Source organism: Desulfobulbus sp., assembly GCF_030824455.1.
GTDB lineage: Bacteria > Desulfobacterota > Desulfobulbia > Desulfobulbales > Desulfobulbaceae > Desulfobulbus.
Genome location: NZ_JAVBXR010000122.1, coordinates 82,531 through 100,164 on the forward strand (window position 1 = coordinate 82,531; position 17,634 = coordinate 100,164).

Below are 17,634 nucleotides of genomic sequence, written 5' to 3' on the forward strand. Positions count from 1 at the left end.
TTATGCCTCCAAATTCTTAAAGCCCAACACTCGAAGATACTCATTGGTTACTTTTTCATGATCAAATCGTTCCAGTGCTTCTAAGCGGTCAAATCGCGGGTTTTCCCCGTTGAGGCTTTTTGCCATAGCTTCAGTCAATGCGGCATCATTGCCTACCGGAACAAGATGTCCATAACGGCCGTTGTCGAGAATTTCCTCAGGGCCGGAAGGACAGCGGGTCGACACCACCGGCACATTCAACGCCAAAGCCTCTATCAAGACATTCGGAAGTCCTTCAAAGCGAGAGGAAAGCACAAAAAGGTTTGCCCTAGCGATATAGGGGTAAGGATTGCCAATGTAGCCTGGCAGCCATACATTTTTAGCTATTCCAAATTTATTCGCTAACCGTTCCAGGTGCACACGCTCCTCCCCTTCACCAAGAATGACCAGATGCGCGGGCAATTGCTTTTGGAGCTCGGTAAACGATCTCATCAGCATTGGAAAGTCTTTCTCATTGCTTAGCCGGCCAGCGGAGATCATTACCGGTAAAGAATCATCCCAGGGAAACTTGATTGACTCTCTGGCCGATTCATTAATCTTTTCAAAAAAGACAGGGTTATATATTACACTAACATCATTGGTCGATAACCGTAGAGTTTGTATCAAACTTATTGCAGCCCCTTGGGAGACAGCCACAATTGCGTCGGCCAGTGGATAGAATTGTCTAGCCAATAATTTCGTCAACCAAGCGTCGAGATTAGAGCCATACCGACTTAGAGCATTTGCCAAATTCGTACGTTCGCTTAATACAAGCCGAGATTCGACATTGGAAAACTTATGAGCGATTACCAAAGCAATATTGGCATGCGTCAGGGCCGATAAGACTACCTTTGGTCTATTATCTCTTAAATAACGAACTAATGCCGGAACCGACCTGCTTGGCTTGGATTTTCCTAGGCAAATCAATTTTACCCCATCAGGAATCCTGGCTTGTCTAATTCCAGTTGGCTGCGCTACCAGCAAATCAACATTTAAACCATGTTGAACGAATAATCCCGAGAGCGCTAAAAATACTTTTTCCGCGCCGCCACGGGAAAGGGAGGGGAGAAATAGGGCTATATCAATGTTTGATCGCACGTATGACTACATCCCCTTGTCGTGACGGAGTGAGAAATGTAAAAAATTCAAGTGGCCAAAAACGCAACTGATTTTTTCTCCCAACAAAGGAAGACAAGTATATTGACTGAACTCCGAATTTCCCTTGTTGAATCGCTAGGGAAGCTCTCCAGTGGCTCTGAACATGAACCCCGCGACGTTCGATTATTGCATAAAATCCCATCGATTCCAGAATATTACGCAATTGTGCCACGCTAAACAAAACCAAATGGTCAGGGATAAAGTACAACCAATTATGTCCAAAAAATTGCCGAATTATGGAATCGGTGTTGGGTGTTGTCAGCCAAAATGCCCCACCATGTTTAAGTACTCTTGCACATTCGGCTAGAAGTTGAATAGGATTATGGACATGTTCAATCACGTTCGACAAAGTTATGACATCGAAGGTGCAGGAATCAAATTGTTGCGCTTCCAGCGAACCGAGTTGCGTTTTCACCCCACACTTAGAAGCAATTTCCAACGCTTTCTGATCAAAATCAATTCCGAAACCGTCCCACCCCGCCGAACAGGCGGCACGTAGGAAATCCCCATTGCCACATCCCACATCGAGTAATCGTTTTTTACCCGGCAAAGGTTTAGGCAGGTGGCGAGCAACATGATCCCATTCATGGCGCAACCAAGGTGGCAATAAATACATGAGCCAACTGCCGCCAGATTGTTGTGGGTGATATTGATATCCGTACTTCCAGTTCAGATAGTCGTTCCTTATCCCAAGAGCAAACTTATCCAACCAATTGGCTCGTTCCCGCTCCTCTATAGCGGAATGAGTAAAATAGTTTTCATATAGCCGCCCGACACTCTCTTGTGTAGGCCTGGGATCAAGATACAATACTCCACACTCATCGCATCGGTAATAATCCCAAAACCCGGGGATACCAGAGACCCTATCTTCAATGCCGCCATGCTCCAATACACGTATTGAAGATGAGCAAACAGGACAACATCCCAGATACTCAAGTTCATGTTTCTGCCAAGACGATTCGCTCATAAAATCTTCCAAATTTATTTATATCCTTGACGTACAGGCACGATAATAAGTGATCGACCTCACTATTAACAAACTCATTAAAACCTCAGCAAGATACGTAGCCACCACTGCTCCTCGCCAACCCCACCATGGGATCATACAAAAATTCAAGGCCAGATTAACGCAGGCGCCTGCAATCACGACCAGCATCCCGGTTCGTTGCAAGCCATTGGTGGCCAAGGGATATTGAAGTAGCAGTCGAGGAACAGTAACTAGTGGCAACCAAGCCAACCAACGGATGACGTTCACCGCTTCCTCAAATTCTTTTCCAAGTAAACATGGCAGAATAGGAGCAGCAAAAAACAATACGCAACCAGCAGAAATAGCATAGATCAAAGGAGCTAGACAAATACGCCGAGAATAACTCAATGCACTTAAAATACCATTTTGAGCGGAGCGAAAAAAACGTGGGGAAGCTGCATTCAACAAGGCATGCAGAGGCAGGAAGGCCATCTCCACAAAGCGGTATCCAGCAGAATACACACCAGCAGAACTCAGCGACGCAAAACGGGCGAGCATGAACTTATCTGCGTCTACATAGAATTTATCGGCTATGCCCCAGAATGAAAAAGGGGTGCTTTCTTTTAGATGCGCATACGACCTCAGAATATTGGGGAAAATCGGTCGACCAATTTCGTTAGCAACGCGGTGATGAATGAACAGTAAGGACGCGAATGTTGTCCCCGTATACAAACATGACCAAAGCACTAAGGGATTGGGCGAAGCGGTTATGGGGACGATCACAAGGAGCATTACAGCCCCTAACAATCTGAAGAGAACAGGTGAGAGTTGCATAATGGCTGCCGCACCAATCCGCTCAAAACCCTGATAAGCATAGGTTCCGGTGTTTGCTAACGGATTAAGAATCAACTCACCGATTCCAATCAAGGAGATTACGGTCCAAGGGATACTATCAGGCAAAAACCCCCATGCCATGGCAAAAAACAATGGCACAACGACTGGTACCCCCCAAAAGAAAGCCATGAGGGTCTGGCCCCAGCTTTGCCGGAATTTGCCGGGGTCGCAAGCTACATCACGCACCAATATAACATGAGCTCCCAGACCACTAAGACCTGACAAGGTTCCGGCAATTGAAAGGACTGCAACAAAACTCCCAAACCCCTCAACTCCAAGAATACGTGCGGTAATGACAACTATAACGGCTTGGGCAACAGCCCGAACCCCCATACCAAAAGCCATAATCACTGTATTTCTTGCAAGTTTCCCTGGCTTCCAGCTCATTTTAATATAACCCTTTTTTACAGTTCCATATACTCCGTGAGCACGCTGTTAGAATGTTCAAGCGGTAATATTTCAGAGCGATGTAGCTATAGCCGCTTTGTAAATTTCTACATAACGTTGCACCATAACCTCTAAACTAAAACGGCGTTGTGTTCGTTGAGCAGCTTCCCGGCACAGGTTTCTCCATAGTTCCACATCATTAGCCAGTTGTTCAGCAGCACAGGCAAAAGCAAAAATATCGTTTTCAGGACACAAAAAACCTGTGCCGCCGTTCTCGACAATTTCCGGCAAAGAAGAAGAACCTGTCGCGATGACGGGCAATCCGCAGGCTTGTGCCTCCAAAACTGTCAAAGGCAGTCCCTCCAAACGGGTTGGAAACAAAAGGGCATCAGCGGATTGCATAAGACCAACCAACTTATCTTCATTATTAACGTAGCCGAGAATCGTCATGTTTTCCGGCAAAGGCCCGATTGAAAAGCCCGCTTCGGGAAAACCAATGCACTGAAGGGCAAAATTTTTCCCAAGCTTATTCATGATAAGAGGCAGGAGCTCGGCACCCTTTCGACGCGAAAGGGTGCCGACAAAGAGAAGTCGAAATTGCTGATTAGGATTTTCCCGAAAGATGGGTTTGTAACGACGAGTATCGACTCCATTGTATATTATATGAAAATTTGAACGCCCAAACATTCTCTGAGTTTGCTGTGCGGTATAATGACTAACCGCCACCGCGCAGGTTGCTTGCGCCAAAACGGATCGCTCCACCCTTTTAATCCAAAAACGATGATATAAATACTGAGAAATGCGTTTATACGGTCGCAGTGCGGGGTCATGAACGCAGAGGTGAGAGGTAACTGTTACTGGCAAATTTTTCGGCAAAAAACGTCGATGAAGCCAAGTGTTGACGTGAACTGCATTAACCCAAGTGGGTATTGGGGGAATATTGACCGACCAAGGAAGATACTCGGCTCTGTGCGGCAACCAAGTAATTTCTGCACGTATGTTAGACCGCCTTAACCCATCAACTAGCCGCCTAGTAAAAACATCAGTGCCAGTACCAGCATTAATGGTGGGAAACCAAACAGCTGGCTCGGGGTTGACTTTCATCATCGAAACACAGCCATTGTTAAACAAAAATCAGCAACCACCTGCAAAACCGGTGGCTTGAAAAATTGTGCCCTGCCAAAATAGTCTATTACGCAAATCAACTGAAATTCCGTGCAATTAATTTTCGTTTCGAACAAGGTTACGAAACAATCTTATTATCTTTTGTCCAAAGTTCCCCCATTCAAATTCTTGAGCAAACCTCCTGCATCGAACGACTTTTTCAACTCCTGCATTCTCATGCAACAATTCAACAACTGCTTGCACAAAGCTCATGTTGCACCCTGGAGGAATCAACTTCCCACTGCAACCATTGGACACAGCATCAGGTATACCTCCGACTGCGAAGGCAACTGTTGGCAGTCCATGGGCTGCGGCCTCTAGGGCGACCATGCCAAAACCTTCTATGTCGAATTCACTTTCTTGTACAGGAAAGACAAGAATATTAGCCGAAAAATACGCATCTCCTAATTCCTGATCAGAACACTGCCCCAGAAAAATTGTTCGCTTGCCCAATCCGTTTTCTTTTAAAATTGTTTCAACTCGTTGGATTGCATTTCTTCCACCTTGCAATGCATCGACAGGGGAACCACCAAGAACCAGAAGAACTGCATCTGGCACTTCCAAGGAAATAAATGGGAATATATGTTCAACAAAGCAGGCCAAACCTTTGCGTTCCGTTATTCGTCCAACGAACAACAATATTGGCCGTTGCCCCAAATTATGACGAGACCGAAAGGATTGAGACCGAACGGCAGCATCTGCAAAATTGGGGAGTTCTACACCTGGATGTACAATTTGAATACGGTCAGGCACTACCCCTACACCCAACGCCAATTTTTTTGTGAAACGACTATTAACAAGAACACAATCAAAATAGCGAAAAAATGGCACCCAAAAAGTTTGGTAAACAGTGTGGGCCACTTGGATGTCTAAGCCGTGCAAATAAACTGCACACCGAGATTTTGTTATACGAGCTATAGGCCATACAACAGGAGCCAGCAAACCACTACCAGCAAAAACAATGACCGGTCGATGACGTATAGCCGACCATAAAGCAGCTAACGTGGCTTTCAAGAGAAAAAGAAGCACTGACTTCGCCCCTACTTCAACAACATGTACATCAGCAGACAAAGAGAATCTACAGCCTAAAGGTCCAACAACATGCACGGTATAATGCGAACGAAGGGTATCGACGACATGCCAAATCAGCCGCTCCATCCCTCCAACAAGCGGAGGTAAATTACGAGTAACAACTAGAACACTTGGTTTATTCATGCATTGAGTAAAAGGGGTGGAGGGGTATGCGCAAACACTATTCCACCCGGTCATATCGCATCTGGCTGATCTGTTCGGCAACGAGGCCGATCATGAAAACAATGATCGCGCTGTTGAAGAGCAAGGCCGACATGTTGGTGAATCGGCCTTGAGTGAAGAAGGTGTAGGCGTAGTAGCAGAGGCCGATGACAAAGAAGGCAAAACTGATTGGCAGGAACACCCGAAAGGGCGAAAACAATGTGGCTATCTTAGTAATAATGAGAAAAAAACGGGTCCCGTCTTTCATCAATTTGATTTTGCTTTTGCCGGTCCGCGCCTTGGTTTGAATCGGGATGTATTTGACGCTGCGACCGCTGCGCAGGTAGCCCAGAGTGAGGGTGGAGGGGTAAGAGAAAGTGTTGGGCAGAAGATAGATGAACTGTTTGGCCACGGAAAGCCGCACCAGGCGGAAACCGGAAGTCAGGTCCTCGACGTTGAACCGGGTGACGTAGGAGGCAAACTGATTGTAGACCCAGTTGGCCAGATCGCGGTGGGCGCTGGTTTCCGAGGTCTTGGTCCTCGCGCCCACGACCATGTCAAAGGCGTCTCGATGTTCCAGGAGGCGGGCAATGTCTTCCGGTTGGTGCTGGCCGTCGGCGTCCATCATCAACACCCATTCCCCTTGGGCGCAGCGCAGACCGGATTTAACGGCGGCACCGTTGCCGATGTTGTAGGGGTGCGGCCAGACGTTAGCCCCGGCAGCCATGGCCTCGTGCAGGGTATTGTCGATGGAACCGTCGTCCACCACGAGAATTTCAAAATCTGGATGCAGGGCGCGAATCTTTTCGATGGTGGCGCCGATGACGCCTTCTTCATTATACGCCGGCAGGAGGACGGTGACCTCGTATTTCGTTTTCTGCTCCATAGCCATACTCCACAGGATAAGAGGGGAAAGAGTCTGAAAGGATTAGAGCAGAAATGACAATAAAAGCAAAAGGTTTCAAGCCTGCAGGAGAAAATTGCGCATTGCCGAAGCCTTGCCCCTTGTCCGGCGCAGACTGTTGTTCCGTTTCCGTTTCAAAAGTGAAACGCATTTGTTTGATGTCATGAGTTCCCGGATTCCGTTGCACTGCATCCAGGCTACGGGTGGAGGGAGTGCGTTATTTCGACGAGCACTGCGAGGAGAAATCCCGTTATGGCACGAGATTTCTCACTTCGTTCGACATCCGAGTAGATGCAACAATTCAGAATTCACATCGCGATCAAGGTTCAGTCTTGTGCAGCAATCTCTCCCATCCAAGACACAAGCTTTTCCGGCTGTGGCCTTAATATGACAAACCTTCGTCGGCGATGTTTTGCGCTGTGCATCATGCTTCGCTTGATTGAGAAATGGAATAAGACGACGTTGATCACGAAAACGAGACAAGGCGCCAACTGGCAAAACCAACCTGCGCTTTTCCCCTTGATTTAGGCAAACACCTCAGCCTGATGCAGGGAAAGTCCCTGCGCATCCTTGGCCGACAAAACCGGCTCAGCGCCTGACGGCCAATTAACAGCAAGGTCGCGATCATTCCAGATGATAGTGCGCTCAAATTCCGGGGCGTAATAGTCGGTGGTTTTATAGAGAAAATCAGCCGTTTCGCTGAGCACCAGGAAACCGTGGGCAAAGCCCTCGGGTATCCACAGCTGGTTTCTGTTCTCCTCGCTGAGCATGGCTCCCACCCATTGACCGAAGGTCGGGGATTGCCTGCGAAGGTCCACAGCCACGTCAAACACTTCACCCTGCGCAACCCGCACCAGTTTGCCCTGCGGTTGCCGGATCTGATAATGCAGCCCGCGCAGCACGTGACGCACCGAATGGGAATGGTTGTCCTGAACAAACTGGACGCTCCTGCCAACGGCGCTTTCAAATTTCTTCTGATTGAAGCTCTCGAAAAACGAACCGCGGGCGTCGGCAAACACTCTGGGTTCCAACAGCAACACTTCAGGGATGGCTAAGAGGGTGACGTTCATCAGAACACTCGCTTTTTGAGAATACGCAACAAATACTGGCCATAGCCGCTTTTCACCAGCGGTTGCGCCAGCTTTTCCAATTGCTCGGCATCTATCCACTGCTGCCGATAGGCAATTTCTTCCGGGCAGGCAACCTTGAGGCCCTGCCGACGCTCCAGAGTGGCGATAAACTGGCCGGCCTCCAACAGCGATTCGTGGGTGCCGGTGTCCAGCCAGGCATAGCCGCGCCCCATGATTTCCACCTGCAATCGCCCCTGCTCCAAATAAAGACGGTTGAGGTCGGTGATTTCCAACTCGCCGCGCGGGGAAGGCTTCAGCGATTGCGCCAAATCAGCCACCTGGCTGTCGTAAAAATAGAGCCCGGTGACCGCGTAGCTCGATTTCGGCTGCAGCGGTTTTTCCTCCAGAGAAATGACCGTGCCGCCGGCGTCAAATTCGGCCACGCCGTAGCGTTCCGGATCATGGACGTGATAGGCGAAAATGGTGGCCCCTTCGGTGCGAGTCATGGCGCTGCCGAGGATCTGATGAAAATCGTGGCCGTAAAAGATGTTGTCGCCCAGCACTAGGGCCGAAGGCTTGCCGTCCAGGAAATCGCGGCCGATGACAAAGGCCTGCGCCAGCCCGTCCGGAGAAGGCTGTACCGCATAGGTGACGTCCAGGCCCCACTGGCTGCCGTCGCCAAGCAGCGACTGGAAGCGCGGCGTGTCCTCTGGGGTGGAAATCAGCAGGATCTCGCGGATGCCGGCAAGCATCAGGGTCGAGAGCGGGTAATAGACCATGGGTTTGTCGTACACCGGAAGCAACTGCTTGGAAACCGTGCGTGTGACCGGGTAGAGCCGGGTGCCGGAACCTCCGGCCAGGATAATGCCTTTGCGTGTCGTCATGGCTGCAGAATCTGTTGAAGAATGTGCCCGACGCCGGAACGCCAATCCGGCAAGGCCAAGTTGAACGTGGCGGCAAACAAGGAGGCGTCCAGGCGGGAGTTGAGCGGTCGTTTGGCCGGCAAGGGGTATTCGTCGGTGGTGATCGGCCGGATGTTCTCGGGCGCGGCTTGCAAGGTTTTACCGGCCTTGAGGGCCTCCTCAACCACAAAGCAGGCGTATTCGTGCCAGGAAGTAACGCCGGCGGAGACCGCGTGATAGAGGCCAAAGGGGAAGGTTTCCAGACCTTCCCGCTGTGCCCGGCCCACCAGTTGCGCCGTGACGTCGGCCAGGAGGGCGGCGGAGGTTGGGGCGCCAAATTGGTCGGCAACAATGCTGAGGCTGTCGCGTTCAGCGGCCAACCGCAGCATTGTTTTGGCGAAATTCTGCCCATGGGCGCCGATCACCCAACTGGTGCGCAAAATCAAATGCCGAGCGCAACTGTGTTGAAGGGCCAACTCGCCGTCGCTTTTGGTCAGGCCATAAACGTTAAGCGGCCGGGTAAGGTCGGTTTCCCGGTAAGCGCCGGTTTTTTCGCCGTCAAAGACGTAGTCAGTGGAATAGTGGATCACCCAGGCGCCCAGCCGGTCCGCCTCTTCGCCGAAAATCGCCGGTGTGCGGGCGTTGATGGCCGCAGCCAGCTCCGGTTCGCTTTCCGCCTTGTCGACCGCGGTGTAGGCGGCCGGGTTGACGATCAGATCCGGCGCAACCGAACGCACCAGATCGCGCACCGCGTCGCCGTCGGCAAGGTTGCATTCCTCCCGATCCACGGCAACAATGCTTCCCAGCGGCGCCAGGGCCCGTTGCAGTTCAAAACCAAGTTGACCGTTTTTTCCGGTCAGCAGAATCTTCATTTTCGATCTCCATAATTGCAGTCCAGCCATTGGCGATATTCGCCGCTGGTCACGCGGCCAACCCATTCCTGATTGGCCAGATACCATTCCACGGTCTTGCGCACCCCGGTTGCAAACACCTCGGCCGGACGCCAGCCGAGTTCGCGTTCGATCTTGCGGGCGTCGATGGCGTAGCGTCGGTCATGGCCGGGTCGATCAGCCACATAGGTGATCAACCGGGCGTAGCTGCCGGCCGGATCGGGCCTGAGCTCTTCAAGCAGGCGAAGAATGGTGGTGACGATTTCGATGTTGGTCATCTCGTTCCAGCCGCCGACATTGTACACCTCGCCTGGTTGCCCAGCCTCCAAAATACGGCGGATGGCGCTGCAGTGGTCGGTCACGTAGAGCCAATCACGGACCTGCAGGCCGTCGCCGTAGATGGGCAGCGGCTTGCCGGCCAGGGCGTTGGTGATCACCAGCGGAATGAGCTTCTCCGGAAAATGAAACGGCCCGTAATTATTGGAACAGTTGCTGATAGTCACCGGCAGCCTGTAGGTGTGGCGCCAAGCCCGCACCAGATGATCGCTGGCCGCCTTGCTGGCCGAATAAGGGCTGTTGGGCTGATAGGGGCTGGTTTCGGTGAACGGCGGATCGTCGGGCGCCAGCGAGCCGTACACCTCGTCGGTGCTCACATGGTGAAAGCGAAATTGCCGGGCTTCGGCCTCGTTCAAGCTGCTCCAGTGGGCTCGGGCCGCCTCCAGCAGGGTGAACGTGCCGTCGATGTTGGTGCGCATGAACTCGCCCGGCCCGTGGATGCTGCGGTCCACATGGCTTTCGGCGGCAAAGTGGACAATGGCGCGCGGCCGGTGGGTGGCCAGCAGATGATCGATCAGGCTGCGGTCGCAGACGTCGCCCTGGACAAAAACATGGCGGGCGTCGCCTGCCAGGGCGGCCAGGTTCTCCATGTTGCCGGCATAGGTGAGTTTGTCGAGGTTGACAACGGGTTCGTCCGACTGCGCCAGCCAGTCGAGCACAAAATTACTGCCGATAAAACCGGCGCCGCCGGTCACAAGAAGAGCCATTGTACCTGCTTATGGAAGGATAGAAAGGAATGCGCCAGGTTTGACCAAAAAAAACAGACTTATTCGCAATTGCAATCAAGGTGGCACTTAAGAAAACCACTCAGCACCTGAATTTCCAGCGCTGCGATGGATACATGGTGTCATCTTGAAAGCAAATTGGAGTCAGTAACCACCGGCAAAGCCGGTGGCTTGAAAGATTGTGAACCGCTCAAAGCGGTCTATTCAACAGATTCTCTGACCACCATTCGGTGGTCGACTATTTGAAAAGGTTTAATTGCTCGATACGATGGTCTTCCTGTTCTTGCTCGCGTATATACGCCCGCACAACATCTTCATCGGCGCCGACCGTTGAAACAAAATAACCTCGTGCCCAAAAATTCATACCGCTATAGTTCTTCCTCTGGCCGAGGCATGTCCACGCTATATGGATCGCGCTCTTCCCTTTCATATTGCCTACCACCTGCGATACCGCATATTTCGGTGGTATCGAGATCAGCATATGCACATGGTCGGGTTGTAGGCGCCCTTCCAACACCCGACTCTCCTTTTGTCGGGCAAGATCGTGAAACACATCCCCGAGGTTTTTCCGGAGTTGGCCGTAAAGCATTTTCCTCCGGCATTTCGGTATCCACACTACATGGAACTTGCATTCCCATTTCGTGTGGCTTAAACATTGTACGTTGTTCATGAAGCCTCCTTTTTCGTGACTTTGAGCGGTCCACGAAACCGGAGGCTTCTTTATTTTGCCGGAACCGTCAAACTGTTGTTGTCCCCCGGCAAAGCCGGGGGTTTACCCAAGGGAAATTACAAGCATCCGTCAACCGCTTCAGACGGCAGGATGTTTTTCACGTCATAGATCACGGCGGCCGGTTTGCACATCTTACGCAAATCCTGGATGGAAAGGGCTGCAAACTCGCGGTGGGCCACGGCCAGGATCACGGCGTCACAGCGATTTTCCGGCAGATGATCGATCATCGTCACCCCGTAGAGCCTGCGGGCCTCATCCGGGTTGATCCAAGGATCATACACTTCAACTTTGGCGCCAAAGGTGTTCAGCTCCGCAATGATGTCGATCACCCTGGTGTTGCGCAGGTCCGGGCAGTTTTCCTTGAAGGTCAGACCAAGGATGAGGATGTGCGCGTCGGCCACGTGGATGCGGCGTTTGAGCATCAGCTTGACCGTTTCCGACGCGATATAGCGGCCCATGTCGTCGTTGAGACGGCGGCCGGCCAGAATCATTTCCGGATGATAACCGACCTCCTGGGCCTTGTGGGTGAGGTAATAGGGGTCGACGCCGATGCAGTGGCCGCCCACCAGGCCGGGCCGGAAGGGGAGAAAATTCCATTTGGTGCCGGCTGCTTTCAACACTTCCAGGGTGTTGATGCCCAATCGGTTGAAAATCAAGGCCAATTCGTTGATTAGGGCGATGTTGACGTCGCGCTGGGTGTTTTCAATGACCTTGGCTGCCTCAGCCACCCGGATTGAGCTGGCCTTGAAGGTGCCGGCGGTGATCACCAGACCGTAGAGGGCGTCGACAAAGTCGGCAATCTCCGGGGTGGAGCCGGAGGTGACCTTCATAATGGTGGGCAGTCGGTGCTCATGATCGCCGGGATTGATTCGTTCCGGGCTGTAGCCGGCGAAGAAATCGCGGTTAAAGACCAAACCAGCGTTCTGCTCCAGGATCGGCACGCATATTTCTTCGGTGGCGCCGGGGTAGACGGTGGACTCGTAAATCACTACGTCACCCTGCTTCAGCACCTTGGCCACCGTTTCCGAGGCCTTGACCAGCGGGGTGAAGTCCGGCTGCTTGTTGGTGTCGATCGGGGTGGGAACGGCGACGATGAAGACGTTGCAGGGGCGCAAGGTCTCAATGTCGCAGGTAAAGCTGAGGTCGCCCGCCTGTTGCAACTCCTCGGTGGTCACCTCAAGGGTTACGTCGATATGTCGCTGCAGTTCCTCGATTCGCTGCGCCTTGAGGTCAAAGCCCACGGTCGGTTTTTTCTTGCTGAATTCAACGGCCAGCGGCAGGCCGACATAACCAAGTCCGATAATTCCGATGCGGGTGTTTTCCAAAGCAGGCATGGACGCGTCCTTTCAGGTTGTTTGGGGAAAGTGGGCTATTGGTTTGAAATGCTTCAGGGAGTATAGGACGAAGCAGGCCATTCGAAAAGCGGTTTTTCAAAAAAATCAGACGCCTCGGGACTGGCCGGGCCAGAGCAGGGTGTGCAGTTGCAGCTGCAGGCGGACGTTGAGCCGGTGCTCGAGCAGCAGTTGCGCCAGGGTTGCAGGATCAAGCCGTTCCCGAACCGGCGAGAACAGAACGGGAAGCACGCGGTCGAGTCGATGCCGCTCCACCACCTCCCGCGCCCAGTGATAATCGTCAAGCGAGCTGAGCACGAACTTGATTTCATCGAAGCAGCCTCGGCGCTTGCGCTCGCGCAGAAAGGCAAGATTATCGGCCAGATTGTGGCCGGCCATGCCGGAATCCGGGCATTTCAGGTCGACAATAATCCCTACCGCATCTGGAACGCCGCACAGCGGCAGGCTGCCGTTGGTCTCCAGCAGCACGGAACGGCAGGCGTCGAGCAGGGTCTGCATCAACGGATAGACCCCGGCCTGGCGCAACGGTTCGCCGCCGGTGATCTCCACCAGCACGCCGGGTTGTTGATCGGTCCAGGCGACAATGTCGGCAACATTCATCGGTTTGCCGGTCTCGTCCCAGGTGTAGCTGGCGTCGCAGTAGGCGCAGCGCAGGTTGCAGCCCGCCAGGCGGACGAACAGGCAGGGCAGGCCGGCGCGGGTCGACTCGCCCTGGATTGAGTAAAACAGCTCCGAAACCAGCAAGGGTTCAGTCGCCATAATATACCACGCCGCTGGAATCGGTCTCGCGCACCTCAACGCTGTACAGGCCGTACCGCTCGGTGTGCAGCGGCTCCTTCAGGCACCTGAAGAGGAACATCGCGATGTGTTCGGAGGAGGGATTGATGTCGCGAAAGGCCGGCAGATCGTTGAGGTCGCGGTGATCCAGTTGGTCGACCACCGCATTGACCGCTTGCTTGAGCTGCTTGAAATCAATGCCCATGCCGAGGTGATCGAGTTGCGTTGCCCGCACCGTGACCTTGACCTTCCAGTTGTGGCCATGCGGCCGCTCGCAGTTGCCCGGATAGGCGCGCAGGTGGTGCCCTCCGGAAAAGTGGGTTCTAATAAAGACGTCCATCACGCGCTCCTTGTGTGGTGTGGGGAAAAGAAGATCGAGCCGGGGCCGAAGCAGGCCGGCGAAAAGCGGCTTGCGCGCCACTGAATTAAAATGGTAAACAGCATTGCTGCGCTGTCGATACATTTGCCAAAGGCGGCGGAGTGTAGCAGGAAAACAGTTGCTTCGCCAGTCCTGATGTTTTTTCGCCCTCCCGCCAACCGGAGTTCCCTTTGCCGCAAACCCAGCCGCACCGCTTCAGCAACGACACCCTGTTTGACGGCAGATTGATCTGCCGTCAAGGTTGTGAAGGTTACCGTTTTTCGGTGGATGCGGTGCTGGCGGCCCACTTCCTGGCGCCCAAACCAGGGCAGCGGGTGCTTGATCTCGGGTGCGGGTGCGGCGTGATCGGGCTTATCCTGGCTCATCGCCACGCGCAGATTGCACTCGACGGCCTGGAACTGCAGCCCGAACTGGCGGCGCTGGCGGCGGAAAATGTGCGCCTCAACGGCTTTGCCGACCGGTTCCAGGTGAGGTGCGGCGACGTGCGCGCCGTGACCGAAACCTTTGCTGCAGAAAGCGTTGATTGCGTGGTCTGCAATCCGCCCTACGGCAAACCGGGCAGCGGTCGGATCAACCAGCATGACCAAGCCGCCCAGGCCCGCCATGAGTTGCACGGCACAATTGACGATTTTATCCGCGCCAGCGCTTTCTGCGTCAAAAATCGCGGCCAAGTTGCTTTGGTCTACCCGGCCCGGCGCTGCAACACCCTGCTCGCAGCCCTGCACGCGCACAAGCTCACGCCCAAACGGCTGCAGCCGGTCTATTCCTACCCCGGCACGGAAAATGCCCGTCTGGTGCTGGTCGAGGCAGTGAAAAACGGCGGCGAACAGATCGACATTTTACCCCCTTTCTATATCTACGAACACCAAAACGGCGACTATGCTCCGGCCATGCTCGCGCTCTACAAGGATTAACCGCCCATGCTTGCCAAGGTGATCAGCTGCTCTGTTTCCGGCGTGGACGGACTGCCCGTGCAGGTGGAGGTCGATCTGGCCCAGGGGCTGCCCAGCTTTTCCACCGTCGGCCTGCCCGAGGGCGCAGTGCGCGAGGCCAAGGATCGGGTGCGGGCCGCGATCAAGAACTCGGGCTACGAGTTCCCCCAGCGCCGCATCACCGTAAATCTGGCCCCAGCCGCAGTCAAGAAAGAGGGCACCGGTTACGACCTGCCCATTGCCCTGGGCATCCTGGCGGCGGGCGGCATGCTGCCCAGCGATCTGCTTGCCCGCACCGCCATCGTCGGCGAACTCTCGCTCGACGGTTCGGTTCGGCCAGTGCCCGGCGTGCTGCCCATGGCCCTGGCCGCGCGCCAGGAAGGGCTCACCCGTTTTCTGGTCCCGGCGGCCAACGCCGCCGAAGCCGCTATTGTGCAGGGTTTGGAGATTTACGGCATCGAGCGTCTTGATCAGGCAGTGGAATTCCTGGTGGGCAGGATAGCGCTCACGCCGCTGGTCATTGATCCGGCGGAGCTTTTTGCCCGTCACGACGGTTATGCGGTTGATTTCGCCGACGTCAAGGGGCAGCAATACGCCAAACGGGCTATGGAGATCGCCGCCGCTGGCGGGCATAACCTTTTACTCAGCGGCGTTCCCGGTACCGGCAAGACGATGATGGCCCGGCGTTTGCCCACCATTCTGCCAGATTTGACCTTGGATGAGGCCATCGAAACCACCAAGATTTTCTCCACCGCCGGCTTGCTGCCGGAACAGACTTCGCTGCTTGTCACCCGCCCTTTTCGCTCGCCGCATCACACCGTTTCCGACGCCGGCCTGATCGGCGGCGGCCAGATGCCGCGTCCCGGCGAGGTTTCCCTGGCTCACAACGGAGTGCTTTTTCTTGATGAACTGCCGGAATTCAAAAAACATGTGCTTGAGGTGCTGCGTCAGCCGCTTGAAGACGGCACAGTGACCATTGCCCGGGCCGCAACCAGCCTCAATTTTCCGGCCCGCTTCATGTTGGTGGCGGCGATGAATCCCTGCCCTTGCGGCTATCTGGGCGATCAAATCCGCGCCTGCACCTGCAGCCCGCTCCAGGTGCAGCGGTACCGCAGCCGCCTTTCCGGGCCGCTGCTGGACCGGATTGACATGCACATCGACGTGCCGGCGGTGCAAGTCAAGGAGTTGATCGGCCAACCGGCCGGCGAACCCTCGTCCGTGATTCGCGAGCGGGTCAACCGGGCGCGCACCCGCCAGCGGCAACGGTTTGCCGGCGCAGCCAAACTCTACTGCAACGCCCAGATGAGCGCCAAGGAGGTCAAACATTTCTGCCGCCTCGACGCGGCCTCAGCCGACCTGCTCAACCAGTCGATCACCCGCCTCGGGCTGTCGGCCCGCGCCTACCACCGCATCCTAAAAATTGCCCTCACCATCGCCGACCTGGCCGAAGTCAAAGCCCCGAGTCTGGCCCACGTCGCCGAGGCCATTCAATACCGGCGGGTCCAGTTCGAGTTGTAACCCGCCCATCCCTTCTCCTGCCCGGCAGGCCTCAGAGGTCAGTCGCCTTCGCTCTGGAAAGCCTCAAAATCAAGGCTTTTGCATCACCTTTCCGGCAGCGCAATCGCCCGGACAGCCACAAGCGGACACTCGCCAACCACTCGCAGCAACTCGTCGCACGCAAGGTCCCGCCCGCCCAAGGTGAGGACCGCCGGCGGTTGCAACAAGCCCTCGCGCATAACGGCAAAATCATGCACCGCCTTGCCGGGCATCAGAAAACCCAAGGTCAGCAGATCGCGGATCCGGTCGGCCGCTATGCTGTTGAACAGCTTCAGGGTAATGAATCCCGAAACAGGCCCTGCAACACCCTTCTTTTCGCCTGGCTGACTGCGCAGACTCCCGTGCACTCCTTGGCGACGAAAGATGGCGCCGGCAAGTCCGGGCATGGCGGCGGAAAGCGCCAAGGTGGACCCGCCGGTCAATTCGCGGTCCAGACTGTCGGCGGCAACGCCGTCAATGAAGATGGTCTGCACGGTCTGCTTGATGTAGTCGGCAGTGAATCCGGGCAGCGTAAGCAGAAAGGGCAGCATGGCCACCGGCCGCTCGACGGGAAAAAGCATGCCGTGCTGGAGCAGAGAAGCGAATCCGGCGAACGATTCCGACGGCAAGGTCAGGACCAATGGAGAAGCATCAGGGGAGGGACGCATAATTTTTACAACCTCAAGCGGGAGGATAGTTTTTTGAGAGCCACAGGTTTCATTCTACGTTTCGTCCTACCATAGGGAACGGGGAAAAGGAAGAATTCACCACTCTCCCCAGCAACAAAATATATCTTTTATTTTCAAATAGTTATCGCAAAAAATTTTCACTTCGGTCATTCTGTCCCACCCCTCATTTTCCCCGTGTCCTTTTGACACGTGCCGCTGTAGTCCATGATTTCACGGGCCTAACGCCAACCAATCGGTCCGATTTCCCTCTCTATCTTCCTCGTTTCACCAAGCCTAAGACACTTTGCCCCTTTTCCTGCCGCGCTGCTATTTTTTGCTCATTTTTCCCACCCAGGGACTTTTTATCCAAAGCTCGCCACCTGACGAGTCAGATTGACGCGCCAAAAACACTCCCTGTCGTTTTCGGTTGGAAACAGAAGGTTCGCCCCCTGGCAATTAGCTGACAAACCATTGAAAAGATAAGATTTAATCCTGGCACACCGTTTGCGATAGAGAAAGTGCGCATATTTGGATCCAAAGAGAGGCAGGAACTTTTTGCAGGACGAGCAGGAACCCAAAAAATATAAAAAAGGATGGTTTCATTATGGCAGT

At 54.0% G+C, this 17,634-nt stretch carries 19 protein-coding genes; 2 read left to right on the forward strand and 17 right to left on the reverse strand.

The window, feature by feature from the left end; translation table 11 throughout:
• The 15 genes from RCH93_RS16620 to queD all read right to left on the reverse strand — a co-directional run bounded on the left by RCH93_RS16620 (position 1) and on the right by queD (position 13,847).
• Positions 1 to 1,116 (reverse strand): glycosyltransferase, encoded by a 1,116-nt coding sequence (locus RCH93_RS16620; RefSeq protein ID WP_306549547.1) that lies wholly within the window; start codon positions 1,114 to 1,116, stop codon positions 1 to 3.
• Complete coding sequence (locus tag RCH93_RS16625; RefSeq protein WP_306549548.1) at positions 1,100 to 2,155, reverse strand: bifunctional 2-polyprenyl-6-hydroxyphenol methylase/3-demethylubiquinol 3-O-methyltransferase UbiG; 1,056 nt, start codon at positions 2,153 to 2,155, stop codon at positions 1,100 to 1,102. Before RCH93_RS16625 ends, RCH93_RS16620 begins: the two co-directional genes overlap by 17 nt.
• A gap of 6 nt (positions 2,156 to 2,161) precedes the next feature.
• On the reverse strand, positions 2,162 to 3,424 hold the full coding sequence (locus tag RCH93_RS16630) for an oligosaccharide flippase family protein (protein WP_306549549.1): 1,263 nt from the start codon (positions 3,422 to 3,424) through the stop codon (positions 2,162 to 2,164).
• A 72-nt stretch (positions 3,425 to 3,496) separates the two neighbouring features.
• Positions 3,497 to 4,531: a glycosyltransferase family 4 protein gene (locus tag RCH93_RS16635; RefSeq protein WP_306549550.1), complete on the reverse strand. Its 1,035-nt coding sequence runs from the start codon at positions 4,529 to 4,531 to the stop codon at positions 3,497 to 3,499.
• Positions 4,532 to 4,645: 114 nt separating this feature from the next.
• The gene (locus tag RCH93_RS16640; protein ID WP_306549551.1) at positions 4,646 to 5,803 is read right to left on the reverse strand and encodes a glycosyltransferase family 4 protein; all 1,158 of its coding nucleotides are present in this window, start codon (positions 5,801 to 5,803) and stop codon (positions 4,646 to 4,648) included.
• A gap of 37 nt (positions 5,804 to 5,840) precedes the next feature.
• On the reverse strand, positions 5,841 to 6,707 hold the full coding sequence (locus RCH93_RS16645) for a glycosyltransferase family 2 protein (RefSeq protein WP_306549552.1): 867 nt from the start codon (positions 6,705 to 6,707) through the stop codon (positions 5,841 to 5,843).
• Complete coding sequence (locus RCH93_RS16650) at positions 6,658 to 6,912, reverse strand: hypothetical protein (RefSeq protein ID WP_306549553.1); 255 nt, start codon at positions 6,910 to 6,912, stop codon at positions 6,658 to 6,660. The genes RCH93_RS16645 and RCH93_RS16650 overlap by 50 nt, the downstream gene beginning before the upstream one ends.
• 337 nt (positions 6,913 to 7,249) lie before the next feature.
• On the reverse strand, positions 7,250 to 7,795 hold the full coding sequence (gene rfbC, locus RCH93_RS16655; protein WP_306549554.1) for a dTDP-4-dehydrorhamnose 3,5-epimerase: 546 nt from the start codon (positions 7,793 to 7,795) through the stop codon (positions 7,250 to 7,252).
• On the reverse strand, positions 7,795 to 8,679 hold the full coding sequence (gene rfbA, locus RCH93_RS16660) for a glucose-1-phosphate thymidylyltransferase RfbA (protein WP_306549555.1): 885 nt from the start codon (positions 8,677 to 8,679) through the stop codon (positions 7,795 to 7,797). The genes rfbC and rfbA overlap by 1 nt, the downstream gene beginning before the upstream one ends.
• Entirely contained in the window at positions 8,676 to 9,569 is an 894-nt protein-coding gene (rfbD, locus tag RCH93_RS16665; RefSeq protein WP_306549556.1) for a dTDP-4-dehydrorhamnose reductase, read from the reverse strand. The genes rfbA and rfbD overlap by 4 nt, the downstream gene beginning before the upstream one ends.
• Positions 9,566 to 10,630: a dTDP-glucose 4,6-dehydratase gene (gene rfbB, locus RCH93_RS16670; protein WP_306549557.1), complete on the reverse strand. Its 1,065-nt coding sequence runs from the start codon at positions 10,628 to 10,630 to the stop codon at positions 9,566 to 9,568. Before rfbB ends, rfbD begins: the two co-directional genes overlap by 4 nt.
• Positions 10,631 to 10,886: 256 nt before the next feature.
• On the reverse strand, positions 10,887 to 11,318 hold the full coding sequence (tnpA, locus tag RCH93_RS16675) for an IS200/IS605 family transposase (RefSeq protein WP_306549558.1): 432 nt from the start codon (positions 11,316 to 11,318) through the stop codon (positions 10,887 to 10,889).
• Between the two features lie 116 nt (positions 11,319 to 11,434).
• Positions 11,435 to 12,712 (reverse strand): Vi polysaccharide biosynthesis UDP-N-acetylglucosamine C-6 dehydrogenase TviB, encoded by a 1,278-nt coding sequence (gene tviB / locus RCH93_RS16680; RefSeq protein WP_306549559.1) that lies wholly within the window; start codon positions 12,710 to 12,712, stop codon positions 11,435 to 11,437.
• A gap of 105 nt (positions 12,713 to 12,817) precedes the next feature.
• Complete coding sequence (locus tag RCH93_RS16685; protein WP_306549560.1) at positions 12,818 to 13,489, reverse strand: radical SAM protein; 672 nt, start codon at positions 13,487 to 13,489, stop codon at positions 12,818 to 12,820.
• Complete coding sequence (queD, locus tag RCH93_RS16690; RefSeq protein WP_306549561.1) at positions 13,479 to 13,847, reverse strand: 6-carboxytetrahydropterin synthase QueD; 369 nt, start codon at positions 13,845 to 13,847, stop codon at positions 13,479 to 13,481. The genes RCH93_RS16685 and queD overlap by 11 nt, the downstream gene beginning before the upstream one ends.
• Positions 13,848 to 14,056: 209 nt before the next feature.
• Between queD and RCH93_RS16695 the strand changes: the two genes are divergently transcribed.
• The gene (locus RCH93_RS16695; RefSeq protein WP_306549562.1) at positions 14,057 to 14,800 is read left to right on the forward strand and encodes a tRNA1(Val) (adenine(37)-N6)-methyltransferase; all 744 of its coding nucleotides are present in this window, start codon (positions 14,057 to 14,059) and stop codon (positions 14,798 to 14,800) included.
• 6 nt (positions 14,801 to 14,806) lie between these two features.
• Positions 14,807 to 16,336, forward strand: coding sequence for a YifB family Mg chelatase-like AAA ATPase (locus RCH93_RS16700; protein ID WP_306549564.1), 1,530 nt, complete (start codon positions 14,807 to 14,809; stop codon positions 16,334 to 16,336).
• 83 nt (positions 16,337 to 16,419) lie between these two features.
• On the opposite strand, the gene RCH93_RS16705 is transcribed toward RCH93_RS16700, so the two are convergent.
• The gene (locus RCH93_RS16705) at positions 16,420 to 17,022 is read right to left on the reverse strand and encodes a hypothetical protein (RefSeq protein WP_306549565.1); all 603 of its coding nucleotides are present in this window, start codon (positions 17,020 to 17,022) and stop codon (positions 16,420 to 16,422) included.
• A 388-nt stretch (positions 17,023 to 17,410) separates the two neighbouring features.
• Positions 17,411 to 17,634: hypothetical protein (locus RCH93_RS16710; RefSeq protein WP_306549566.1), on the reverse strand; the 224-nt coding region annotated here is incomplete at its 5' end.

Bases quoted from the DNA above. Each gene is read 5' to 3' on its own strand.
- rfbB (WP_306549557.1), bottom strand. From the start codon at position 10,630: ATGGCTCTTCTTGTGACCGGCGGCGCCGGTTTTATCGGCAGTAATTTT.
- RCH93_RS16705 (WP_306549565.1), bottom strand. From the start codon at position 17,022: ATGCGTCCCTCCCCTGATGCTTCTCCATTGGTCCTGACCTTGCCGTCG.
- rfbA (WP_306549555.1), bottom strand. From the start codon at position 8,679: ATGACGACACGCAAAGGCATTATCCTGGCCGGAGGTTCCGGCACCCGG.
- rfbC (WP_306549554.1), bottom strand. From the start codon at position 7,795: ATGAACGTCACCCTCTTAGCCATCCCTGAAGTGTTGCTGTTGGAACCC.
- tviB (WP_306549559.1), bottom strand. From the start codon at position 12,712: ATGCCTGCTTTGGAAAACACCCGCATCGGAATTATCGGACTTGGTTAT.
- RCH93_RS16645 (WP_306549552.1), bottom strand. From the start codon at position 6,707: ATGGAGCAGAAAACGAAATACGAGGTCACCGTCCTCCTGCCGGCGTAT.
- RCH93_RS16700 (WP_306549564.1), top strand. From the start codon at position 14,807: ATGCTTGCCAAGGTGATCAGCTGCTCTGTTTCCGGCGTGGACGGACTG.
- tnpA (WP_306549558.1), bottom strand. From the start codon at position 11,318: ATGAACAACGTACAATGTTTAAGCCACACGAAATGGGAATGCAAGTTC.
- rfbD (WP_306549556.1), bottom strand. From the start codon at position 9,569: ATGAAGATTCTGCTGACCGGAAAAAACGGTCAACTTGGTTTTGAACTG.
- RCH93_RS16630 (WP_306549549.1), bottom strand. From the start codon at position 3,424: ATGAGCTGGAAGCCAGGGAAACTTGCAAGAAATACAGTGATTATGGCT.
- queD (WP_306549561.1), bottom strand. From the start codon at position 13,847: ATGGACGTCTTTATTAGAACCCACTTTTCCGGAGGGCACCACCTGCGC.
- RCH93_RS16640 (WP_306549551.1), bottom strand. From the start codon at position 5,803: ATGAATAAACCAAGTGTTCTAGTTGTTACTCGTAATTTACCTCCGCTT.
- RCH93_RS16685 (WP_306549560.1), bottom strand. From the start codon at position 13,489: ATGGCGACTGAACCCTTGCTGGTTTCGGAGCTGTTTTACTCAATCCAG.
- RCH93_RS16635 (WP_306549550.1), bottom strand. From the start codon at position 4,531: ATGATGAAAGTCAACCCCGAGCCAGCTGTTTGGTTTCCCACCATTAAT.